This window comes from Candidatus Thorarchaeota archaeon (genome assembly GCA_013388835.1).
Classification (GTDB): Archaea; Asgardarchaeota; Thorarchaeia; order Thorarchaeales; family Thorarchaeaceae; genus JACAEL01.
In genome coordinates this window covers 224,287-235,004 of record JACAEL010000014.1, presented here as the reverse complement: position 1 = coordinate 235,004, position 10,718 = coordinate 224,287, and the positions used below count along the sequence as shown (strand labels likewise).

9 protein-coding genes and 1 tRNA gene are annotated in these 10,718 nt (G+C 54.5%); 4 read left to right on the top strand and 6 right to left on the bottom strand.

Annotated elements, in window-relative coordinates; all coding sequences use genetic code 11:
• Positions 1 to 187: 187 nt before the first annotated feature.
• Positions 188 to 622 (top strand): nickel-responsive transcriptional regulator NikR, encoded by a 435-nt coding sequence (nikR, locus tag HXY34_03280; GenBank protein NWF95141.1) that lies wholly within the window; start codon positions 188 to 190, stop codon positions 620 to 622.
• Positions 623 to 694: 72 nt separating this feature from the next.
• The gene (locus tag HXY34_03275; protein ID NWF95140.1) at positions 695 to 5,056 is read left to right on the top strand and encodes a hypothetical protein; all 4,362 of its coding nucleotides are present in this window, start codon (positions 695 to 697) and stop codon (positions 5,054 to 5,056) included.
• Between the two features lie 148 nt (positions 5,057 to 5,204).
• On the opposite strand, the gene HXY34_03270 is transcribed toward HXY34_03275, so the two are convergent.
• Entirely contained in the window at positions 5,205 to 5,738 is a 534-nt protein-coding gene (locus HXY34_03270) for a flavodoxin domain-containing protein (GenBank protein ID NWF95139.1), read from the bottom strand.
• 242 nt (positions 5,739 to 5,980) lie between these two features.
• A tRNA-His gene (locus HXY34_03265) sits at positions 5,981 to 6,054 on the bottom strand.
• Positions 6,055 to 6,427: 373 nt separating this feature from the next.
• On the opposite strand from HXY34_03265, the gene mfnA reads away from it, so the two are divergent.
• A complete protein-coding gene (gene mfnA / locus HXY34_03260; protein ID NWF95138.1) occupies positions 6,428 to 7,597 on the top strand; it encodes a tyrosine decarboxylase MfnA in 1,170 nt (389 codons plus the stop codon).
• Between the two features lie 18 nt (positions 7,598 to 7,615).
• Here mfnA and HXY34_03255 read toward each other — a convergent pair whose 3' ends face one another.
• Complete coding sequence (locus HXY34_03255; GenBank protein NWF95137.1) at positions 7,616 to 7,972, bottom strand: hypothetical protein; 357 nt, start codon at positions 7,970 to 7,972, stop codon at positions 7,616 to 7,618.
• 241 nt (positions 7,973 to 8,213) lie between these two features.
• Here HXY34_03255 and HXY34_03250 point away from each other — a divergent pair, with 241 nt between their 5' ends.
• Positions 8,214 to 9,059 (top strand): TraB/GumN family protein, encoded by an 846-nt coding sequence (locus HXY34_03250; GenBank protein NWF95136.1) that lies wholly within the window; start codon positions 8,214 to 8,216, stop codon positions 9,057 to 9,059.
• Here HXY34_03250 and hypB read toward each other — a convergent pair.
• The 3 genes from hypB to HXY34_03235 are packed head-to-tail and all read right to left on the bottom strand — an operon-like array spanning position 9,056 to position 10,671.
• Complete coding sequence (gene hypB, locus HXY34_03245) at positions 9,056 to 9,706, bottom strand: hydrogenase nickel incorporation protein HypB (GenBank protein NWF95135.1); 651 nt, start codon at positions 9,704 to 9,706, stop codon at positions 9,056 to 9,058. The genes HXY34_03250 and hypB overlap by 4 nt on opposite strands.
• Positions 9,703 to 10,275 carry a hypothetical protein gene (locus HXY34_03240; protein ID NWF95134.1) on the bottom strand — a complete coding sequence of 191 codons (573 nt, stop codon included), beginning with the start codon at positions 10,273 to 10,275 and terminating at the stop codon, positions 9,703 to 9,705. Before HXY34_03240 ends, hypB begins: the two co-directional genes overlap by 4 nt.
• Positions 10,276 to 10,671, bottom strand: a complete 396-nt coding sequence (locus tag HXY34_03235; GenBank protein NWF95133.1) for a TrmB family transcriptional regulator — start codon at positions 10,669 to 10,671, stop codon at positions 10,276 to 10,278.
• Positions 10,672 to 10,718 lie beyond the last annotated feature (47 nt).

The following is a 10,718-nucleotide window of genomic DNA, read 5'->3' as shown; positions in this document are numbered from 1 at the left end:
GAATAGTACAGTGCCACAATAGCAACTATCCACAGAATGGAGAGCAGCCACAGCGGCACGAGTCCATCAGGTACATGCATAGTACAGAGTCTCCAAGGGGAGGCTCCGGCGTCAGGTATAAAAGTGTTACTTCTGGTAAATTCGTGTTACTGGCTGACACACATCGTGTCACTAGGAGGCACATGACTTGGAACTCAAGAGGTTTGGGGTCTCGATACCCGAGGATCTCCTGCACCAGTTCGACGAGATAGTTGAGAGAAGAGGCTATGTGGGCCGTTCGGAGGCGATAAGGGACGCGATGCGACTCTATATATCGGACTCGCAGTGGGAGTCAGGGGACGAGGTGCTAGGGGCCGCATTGAACGTCGTCTATGAGCACAGACCGAAACTCATGTCAGAGATGGTTGCGGCACAGCATGCCGCGAGGGCGACTGTGATCTCAACAATCCACGTACATCTGACACTCTCGCGCTGCTTCGAGGTGATAGTGATACAAGGCAAGAGAGAGGAGATTCAAGACTTGGCTGACAAGATCTCAGGTCTAGCAGGGATTCAATATGTGAGGATATTCACCTTCTCGCTACCCAGTCCCATGGAGGAGAGCCATCACCACTCGCCATAGTGTGACGACAACACCACGCACACTGCCAAGCTCCACGATATGGTTATAGTCAAGAGTGTGCGACTGTAAGGCATGATAGGTCGAGGAAACAGAGCCGACATCGATGACCTCTTCGCTCGTGCGGAATACAGAGAAATCATAGACATCCTGGTTGCCGAGATGGAGAGCCGAATCGTGAACCCCGAACAGGCTACCAGAGACCTATCCAAAGGTATCGAGGCTGTAGGACGGCTCTTGGAAAAGGGTGAACTCACGGTAACGGACGCTGCCACTCAGGCCACGGTCTTCGCCATAGTCCGGGAGCAGCTCCCAACGCCGGAAACCTATCCGGTGGAGCTGTTTGCACACATTCCACGGGTCTGGACGTTTGAGGTTGCAACTGGGATCATAGAGCAGATTAGAGACCCCTCGAAGCTCAACGCAGCAGTCATGTCGCTCATGGCTGGAGCAGGTGACAGGGACCCTGAGTACATACTCACGAGGCTTGCAGACCGACTTGACACACAGAGCATTGAGGCGGTGTTCAAGAGAGGTGTGTCACTGTGGGGTCCAGAAACCATCTTGAGTAACCTGAGGCGCATCAAGGACGGTGAGGCGACTCGTACTGCCCTCTCAGTCGTGGTGAGAGAGGGACAGGAGGATATGCAGTGGTCAGATATCTTGGAACAGTACGGAAACATCATGGAACCCGAGGACTATGCGGTCGTCTTCGAGAGAGCCTCAAGGAACATGTCTGAAGATGAGATAGTGAGCCATTTGTCGAAGGTCGGAGATGACAGCCGGCTCAACACGGCAGTAGAGAAGCTGATGCAGGTTGGTAACAAGGCAAAGCCATTCAGACTGCTGTACGCATTCATGGACAGATTGCATGTGGACACTCTCGCACTGGTCGTGGCATCTACTCCTCCGGCTCACGACATGAGAGACATGATAATATCAAGGGTCACGGCGAGGAAGCAACAGGGAAGACCGGAAGAGAGTGACGCTGAGCGTGCTGCAGTGGTCTGCAGAGCGGTGGAGAGGATTGTCAATGGATGGGGCACTCAGAGGCCCGAGTACCTCAAGATGGTGCTCCCGACAACCGACCCGTACTTCTCCCTCTCTCTGGCACAGTCATGCTTGGAAGTAGCAGGCAAGGTCAAGAAGGTTGAGATGAGGGACTGGCTGATTCAGGCCGTAAGGAAGGGGGCAACGGTACTGCCTCTGGAAGACCAAGCGAGACTTCTGATGGACATGTATGAACGAGAGATGGTCCCAGTCGAGGTGGTGCTTGATATGCTAGACTCGTGGAGCAGAAAGCTGTCCGAGCTTCCTGAGGATGAGAGAACGGATGCCGAGTGTGAAACAAGAGACCTTCTGATTGAGAGGGCGATGACCCTGGGTGAGCGCGGCGAGCCAATCCTCAGACACAAGGTCATAGAGGCCACACAGGCAGGACCCGATTTGGGTTCGGTCTGGGACATGACAGAGGAAGAGCACAGAGCAGCTATCGACGCCACCATCCGTCTCTCTGAAGGCCCATCAAGAGACACGACACTGCTGGCGCTGCTTGAGAGGCCACTGGGAGGCAGCTACATGGAGTCGTTTGTGCTGACTGACAGCATAGGAGACGCAGGAATACGCCTGCAGGCCAAGGAACGAGTCATTGAGCAGTGGTCACGGTCTGATGCGGAGGCGGCTCTGTCCACTGCCCGACTGGCGCAGGACACATACTTGAGGGCCTCACTGCTGCTTGGCGTTCTGCGTGGCCTAGATGCTGGTTCTGAACTGGCACAGGACTTGGTCTTCGAACTCAAGAGCGCCCTGATTGGGATACAGAATCCCGCGGACCGCGCTTGGAGGTATGTGCAGTCGGCAGAAGTGATGTTTCAGGTGAACCCCGACCTAGCAATCGAAACAATGGAACATGGTGTGAGTCTAGCGAGGTCGTTACAAGACAGCCCGGAGAACGCATGGGTGATAGAGTGGACAGTCGGTGTTCTGCTCAGGTGTGATGCAGGATGGGCTCTGGATGTGGTTCTGACCATGCCTTCTGGACACGAGCGAGACCTAATGCTGCAGGACGCCGCTCAGAACCTTGCGGAGCAGGACCGAGAGAGAGCTCTCGAAGCGGCACACAGCGCGTCCGACGAGTACAGTCAGGCGATTATTCTTGAGAAGGTGGTGGATGTGCTCAAGGAGAGGGACTTGGACGGTGCTGTGAAGATTGCGAGGTCAATAAGGCAAGTTGACATTCGAGACCGCACACTCCTCTCACTAGTCAACCAGATGGCAATGGAGGATGCCACCCGAGCATTTGGACTTGCGAAGGAGATTATCAGTGACCACTTGATGAGAGAAGCATTCCTAGTGACTGTGGAGTCAGCTCTGGAGAATGACCCAGACGAGGGACGGAGGCTTCTGCTGCAGGTACTCTCGACATGCAGGTCCTCATCCGGTCTCGCACGCTCCTCCGAGGCACTGGTGAGTCTGGTCGAATTCGTCAAGGACACTGACTTTGACGCTGCATTCCAACTGTGTTCGGTAATCCCCGACGAGGCTCAGCGCGAGGAGGAAACAGCAGCACTGATTGGTGTGCTCGGTGAACAAGATCTGGACAGAGCACTCACGCTTCTGGAGGAGGTGTCGTCAGACGGTGGAAAGGCAAGGGCACTGAACGCCCTGCTTGATGTTGCGTCGCGCGACCCTGCATCAGTGACACGGGACCAGTTCATGAAGCTGTTGAGGGCCGCCGAAGCTATCGATGATGACAGTACTAGGACAGACACAATCTCGCACTTTGTCTCTGTATTCGCGGCAGAGGACTTCGAATGGATGGTTGGGGTTACAGGACTGATTCAGGAGCAGGACAGGAGCGAAAGCGCGGCTTTGGACCTAGCTGCAGCACATGCGGATGACGTACCCGCTGATGTGGCGAGGATGCTGAGCGCGTTGCGCCTTGACACGCCCAAGAGAACGCAAGTGACTGCAGATGTACTTGCCAAGCTGAGTCGGGAAGACCTTGAGAAGGCCTTGGAGATAGCAAGAGAGATAGGTGGGAGGGCCGAAACCGCAGCACGAGCAGCTATTGCAGTGAGTCTTGCACCGACCGACATCAATAGAGCGCTAGAAGTGCTCCGTCTGACCGACACCACAGATCGGGATGGGCGTGACATAAAGGACAGGGCAATGCTCGAACTTGTCCGTGTTCTGGGCTCGGTCAATCCAGAGCATGCTACAAGGCTGGCATTGGAGATGATGGAGGGTGACTTGAGAGACAGGGCCTTGGCACAGCTTGCAGCGATGGTCGCAACTGGCAGTGCAAGTCAAGCAGCGCTCATTGCAGAACAGATACGCTCAGAGCCTTCACGCAGTCAGGCCATGCTTGCGGTCGTGGAGAGTATGAAGTACAGTGACACAGAACGCGCTCTGAAACTGGCTCTGACAATCCAAGAGCAAGACACAAGGGTGTTGGCGCTAATGGGTCTGTACGATACAGTCCGCAGCAAGGACCCAACTGCCGCGTCGCGGATACTCTATAGAGTCGTTTCTGCAGCTCAAGGCATGAAGAATGAGCGGGACAGGTATGCTCTCATGACCAGAGCCGTTGTCTTCATGCTCGAACGTGACACTGACAAGGCAGTCGAGCTCTGTGAGTCAATCAAGGAAGACTACTACAAGTCGGCGGCCCTGCTGAAGGTTGTCGAGTTCCTGACCAGCAGAGACACATCCAAGGCGCTGATGCTCATTGACAGAATAAAGGAGCGCGACATGTATCTCAAGGCAGTCGAGTGCGTGGCCACAGCCCTAGCGGAAAGAGACTCGAGAGCTTCCCTCGAACTGATCAAGAGAGTGAGAAACGACGAGTCAAGGATGAAGGTCCTTGGAAGCATCCTCCACATATTGACTGCAGACGAATTGCCAAGCATTCTCGACATGATGGCCGAGGTGCACAATGTCAGGTACAAGGCGTTCTTGTTTCGGGGACTGGTCAGACTCGCAAGGGGTGCCAGTGAGAGCATAGCGCAGAGCACCCTGAGACACTTGGTTGAGGCTGCTGCTGCATTGTATCAGAGCCCCGACTCAATCCCGGAGGAGCTGATCCTAGAAGAACCCGCCCCGTTTCCATGGGGACAGGTATTGAACGCAGTGAAAACGCTCTTCGAGGACACCGACAGAACAGCATGGCTCATCTTCCAGGTCATGAGATTGCCGATTGACCACATTCTTGAACTGGAATGGAGTGCTCTCTCCGTATCGTGTCTTCTGGCTTGCATGCAGAGAGCAGGTGGCGAGTGCCAATCCTGGCTGTTGACCGCGCTGCATGTCCTAGCAAGGTCGACTCTACAGCTGCATGAGACCTTGACACTGGTCGGTCTGATGGCGAACAGATGTGCGGACTCGTGTAACCTTGTGCGTCTCGCCCAGAGTGTCGTCAGCGCAATCAAGAGATAGCCGTCTGACAGTTCATATTCCGTCTAGAGCAGCTGGCCATAAGCTGGGAGCACATGACGGAGTGGCGATGAGAGCATCGTATGGCGCGACGCATATACACGGGACTTGACACCACTCGATGCGTTGACAGTCTGTCTTGAAGGAGAGGTCAAGACAACACGAGAGAACGGGCCCACTCACGAATCTTGTCCCAGTCACGAAAGTCAATCTTCTCAGGGGGCTGTGCGCCACTCTGTTGCCAGACCATCATTTTGATTATGGTCTTCACCGCCATGTTGTACTTTGTAAAATCGAAGACTCCACCGAAGAGGCCGGTCTTGATGAAACTGACGGAGGGATAGCTGGCCACAACCTTATCGAGGTACTCGCTCTGAGCTTCAGAACACTTCACGGGATTGGCAGCATAGCCGCATACCACAAAGAGCGCAACCTTTGTGCCTGCCAGACTCCCCGCGTTGTCCTTGAGGAACTTTGCGGGCTCCTTGGTCCACTTGCCAGCCTGAATTCCAGTGCCAACAACAACAAGACTGTATTCACTGACAGGACGAGAGGGTTTCGTCTTCTTCAGATCGACAACTTCAACGGCGCCTCCCGACTCCTCTATGGTCTTCGCTATCTCAGCAGCAACTTCCGCCGTTGATCCGTAGCGGGTCCCATAGCATACCAGTGTGATGTTAGACATGTGAGGAACTAGAGTCGAACGGCCTTAAGACTTGTGTACCGTCTGGCAGCCGCCCCGGCAGACTCGTCAGACAACCAGAGGCGGGAGGTTTCGCAAGTGTCCCAAGATCTTGTCCACGGAGCCTCGACTGAAAACACAGTCACCAAGAAACACATAGCAGTGACTGCCCGACTTCGGTACAGATGGCAAGGTCGCGGCAGTAATTCAAGTAACAGAGATGCAGAACCAGATGACAATGATAGTGGGGCCCCGGGCGGGAATCGAACCCGCTGCAGAGGATCCACAGTCCTCTATGTTACCATTACACCACCGAGGCCATGGCTAGGTGGCCGGAAAGAGTAGCGGAGGCCCTAGTCTTATTAGCTTTGCCGTTTCTTGGACTATGTTGCATAAGTGGCTTCGACCTCCCGGACCCCATCTGCAACTTCGGACTTCACTTGCGCAACAGAGCCGCAGCAATGGCCCTGTTGAGTAGGTCGTCTAAAGCTCTCACCACAGGACCAAGAGTAATGCACGGACTGCCTTTCGATGTCCATGCTCGAACGGGTCAGGCTCGGCGATGACCGTTCTGCAGACTCCCGGCCTGACTTCTCCAACAGAGTCCTTCTCAGCTACTTCGGTCAATCCACAACTGTTAACTCCACCTCGTCTCCGCATCAGTGACGTCCAGCAACAACGGAGCCCGGATCATGTTCGAGGAACGAGGAAAGCCAAGAGGACTTGTCTTGGAAGAGCTCGGCCGTGTTCTTCAGGCAGACAGTACCTACAGCAGTGGACGACCTGTGGCATCTATGTCCACGACCCCACATGACATAGGTGTGGAAGTCTTCATGAGGGCGATTGAAAAGAACGCAGCAAGGTTCCACACATTCAAGGGCTCAGAGCGGATAGAGAAAGAACTGCTCTCCATGCTCGGGGAGCTGATGCACCTGGACGAGGCAGTTGGTACCACAACATCGGGCGGTACAGAGTCCAATGTCCTTGCGATGCTGGCTGCCCGCGAAGCAGCAAAGGACAGAACCACCAGACCGGTGGTAATCGCCCCTGAAACAATCCACTCGTCGGTGGACAAGGCAGCTTGGCTGCTCGGAGTGAAGTTGGTCAAGACCAGAGTGGATCGTGAGTTTAGAGCAGTCCCAGAGGCAGTCATGGAAGCTATCACGAAGGACACTGTTGGCATCTTTGCGACAGCTGGCAGCACATACCTCGGACAAGTCGATCCAATCCCAGAGATAGCAGGGATTGCAGCCGACCACTCTTTACCACTTCACGTCGACGCCGCCTTTGGAGGTTTTGTCATACCATTCCTGAGGGACCTGGGGCTCGGTGAGTATCAGTTCGACTTTGCTGTCAGAGGCGTCACCAGCATCAGCATAGACCCGCACAAGATGGGACTCGTGCCTGTGCCCGCAGGATGCATCCTATTCCGCGATGCAGACCAGCTGAAACGAGTCACCTACAAGGTCCCCTACCTGAGAGGTGAGAGCTCTCTCCAGAGGTCGATTCTCGGCACGAGACCGGCAGGGAGCATAATTGCAGCATGGGCAGTGATGCGCCACCTTGGACGGGAGGGCTACAGGAGAGTGGTCGCCGAGTGTATGAGGGTGACCATGACCGGTGCAGAACGAATCGAGCGCAGTCAATCAATCCAGCTCGCGCTCAGACCTCTGATGAACATCCTTGCGATTCAGGTGAAGAAGAGGCCCATTGACAAGGTTGTTGATGAGATGGAGACAAGGGGATGGAGGATGGCAATATCGCCTAACCCCCAGTCAATACGAGTGATAGTAATGCCTCATGTGACTCAGAGTGTAATGACTGCCTTTCTGGACGACCTTGAAGAGATTGCGGACAAGTGACCGACAGTTGCTAGCTGCCTACCCACGGTTCTTGACCTCATCTCTGAGTGCGGCAAGATCCTCCTCGAGTTCTCCTACACGGCTTGAGAGCTGCATAAGGGCGTTAAGCATCACTGAAAGTAGATAGCCATAATTCACCGAGTACCCCTCATCTCTTGCAACTATACCCACTTCCTCCAGTCGACGGGCTGCGTTTGTGATTGACTGCTTGGAGAAGTTCTTCTCTTCCGAGAACCGGTCGATGGTCTCCCGAATGTCTTTGGGGGGAACGGGAGGACCCTTGAGCTTGTCTAGCAGTGAGTGCAGGACAATCAGTCCAGCGCTTGTCCGCGGGTTGACCAGCTTGGTGAAGGTCATTTCCAAATCCGACTTCATCTTCCCTCATATCCTGATGGCTATCGTGTGGGTCAGTAGCTGCAGCATCCATGAAAAACCTTTGCGAATGTCAGGTATTATGTCAGAAGCGGGGCCCCGTGACTCTGGCGTCTACACAGGATCTCGTATTCCGACTCTGAATGGATGAAGCATAACGACTCGGGCTGAGGCGCCTAATCGAGTCGGGACACTCTGCACTGAAGAGGCGATGCGTTGGGGTCTTGAGGTCAAGGGGCTATGATTGAAGGTCAACAGAGGCGCTCCTGAAGGCGGCGGCCTCCAACGGACAGGGACTCCCACCGTTCACATGGAGGGCCAGACGAGTAGTGCAAGAGAGTCATGTGCTCCAAAACAGGTAAAAGTGGCTGCAGGTCTGACGTGTGTCATGCCCACCCGCGACGACCTTTCCCGCCTGATTATCGTTGGCGTCATTCATGCCGACACGGAGAGCGTTCAGAAGGCTCGCCAGACGGTAGCAGAGGTGAGACCGGATGTGGTAGCAGTGGAGCTCGACCGAGACCGGTATCAGCAGATTCAGAATCCCCCTTCAACGCAGGATATTGCTGACGCTGCATCTCAGACGGGGGATGCGGCTCAGGACTTTGTACACCAGATTGCACTTCTGGAGTCACGTATAGGCGACCATACTGGTGCACCGGCCGGCACAGAGATGTTGGCAGCAATAGAGGAGGGCAGGAAGGTGTCTGCGAAGATAGCACTGATAGATCGTCCAATTCAACACACGCTGAACGCGCTGATGCAGGTTCCCTTGGATGAGATGTACCGATTCCTTGGTATAATCCCCGCAGCCAGCGATGAGATCCAAGGCGACGGGGTGACGACTATAATGGACATGCTGAAGGACGACAAGGCAGTGGAGGAGATAATGAACGAGTTCCGACACGAATTCCCAGGCATAGCCAGAGCGCTGATTGAGCAGAGGGACGAGTATGTCGCGCGGGCACTGATCAGAATACTTGACGACGTGCCAGGAAAGGTAGTCGTGGTATTGGGAATGGGGCACATAGACGGTGTCAGGAGGACTCTCGAGCAGTTGGTCAACGGAAGTGGTCCGGGGCCAAACTAGAGACCCAACGCTCTAATCAAGACATCCAGTCCCTCTCCCGTCTTCGAACTCACTTTGATTACGGGGATACTTGCATCCACCTCTCGAACATCAGTCACAAGCGCGTCCACATCGAACTGCAGTGCTTCGGCCAAGTCTATCTTGTTTATGACGACCATGTCTGCACGTTTGATTGTCAGTGGGTGCTTTCGAATCATATATGGGCCCTCGGTCACACTGACAACCACGACTTTCTTGTCTACACCCAGGGAATAGCCTGCGGGACATATCAGATTGCCTACATTCTCTATGACCACGACTTGATACCGGGAGAGGTCGACACCTGCCAGTGCCACTCGTACCATTCTGGCATCCAAGTGACAGGCAGTACCTGTGTTGATTTGCAGTGTGTCCACTCCATGCGACGCCACTCTGTCAGCATCGATGGTCGTCGCAAGGTCTCCGGCCACCATGAGAACGCGGTACTTGGTACGCAGTCTCTCGCATAGTCCCTCAATCAACAGAGTCTTGCCAGTACCCACGGACCCCATTATGTCAATGGCCTTTATGCCATGCTTTCTGAATGCCTGAGCGTTCTGTGAGGCTGCCTCATCGTTGGCCCCAAAGAGGTCCTTCTTGACATCGATAGAAATCGTCCGTCCACTCATGATGACTCGGTCCTTTCCTCTTCCCGGTGCTCTTCTCTATACGTGTCCGGGTGGAGGTAGGGACCTGCTATAGGCTTTATGATTAGTCTGTCAACCAACAGCGCGACTATTGCCCACAAGCAGGCTTGAGCTGCATCAATGAGTGCAACGGCCACTGCCCCAGTGAGTGACTCTGTGAAAGAGGCAAAGATAGTCATGCTTGGGATAAAGCCGCCAATCACTGCGCCGCCGACGATGGCGGCAACCCAGAAGCGGTAAGTGTTGCGGTCCTTGGAAGCATACCACGCGATGCCTGTACCGATGCCGAGGCAGATGTTGCCTATCATCGGCAGAAGAGGGGGCTCACCCCCTGCAAGAGCACCACCAATGCCCACGATGGTACCTACGAGCACACCTCCAGGTATACCACCTACGACACCACCTAACAACGAGAACATGAAACCCGGTGTGAGTTCCACAAGTCCGGGCACGACTGCAATCTTTACGAACATCCTCACAACAATACCAATCGCTGCAATCATGGCCAGTACAGTAATAGTCACGACTCTCTCGGTCTTGAACATGGACAATCAGGTCGTCATCTCCCGTGCGGGCTGGCTGCTCCCGGGCCACGATTTCAATAAGAAGGTTCTGGTGTTCCGGTACCACTGTTCAAGCTGGTCAAGAATCTCCTTCCGGACTCTCTCAGTAGAGACTCCTCGATACACGTAGTAGTGTCCGCCTCTCTCAAAGTAGCGTGTCTCACGCTCGACAAGACCCTTGCTGTAGAGCTGGGTCAGAATCCTCTGCACCGTGCTCCGATCCCGTCTGACCACAGCAGTGAGCTCCTCCACGGTCTTTTCGCCCGAGAGGAGAGCGAAATAGGTGTCAATCTCGCTGCTCCTGAGACCAAAGGCGCAGCACAAGAGGTCGGATGGCTTGTTGAACTCCTTCTTAAAGAGACCACTCAATCCGTCCTGTGTCATCTTTACGCCCATCACATGCAGTGGCTTGCATCTGTATTAAGGGTTGT

Excerpts from the sequence above, each read along its gene's own strand:
- HXY34_03255 (NWF95137.1), bottom strand. The coding sequence starts at position 7,972 with ATGAAGTCGGATTTGGAAATGACCTTCACCAAGCTGGTCAACCCGCGG.
- HXY34_03275 (NWF95140.1), top strand. The coding sequence starts at position 695 with ATGATAGGTCGAGGAAACAGAGCCGACATCGATGACCTCTTCGCTCGT.
- HXY34_03270 (NWF95139.1), bottom strand. The coding sequence starts at position 5,738 with ATGTCTAACATCACACTGGTATGCTATGGGACCCGCTACGGATCAACG.
- HXY34_03235 (NWF95133.1), bottom strand. The coding sequence starts at position 10,671 with ATGACACAGGACGGATTGAGTGGTCTCTTTAAGAAGGAGTTCAACAAG.
- mfnA (NWF95138.1), top strand. The coding sequence starts at position 6,428 with ATGTTCGAGGAACGAGGAAAGCCAAGAGGACTTGTCTTGGAAGAGCTC.
- hypB (NWF95135.1), bottom strand. The coding sequence starts at position 9,706 with ATGAGTGGACGGACGATTTCTATCGATGTCAAGAAGGACCTCTTTGGG.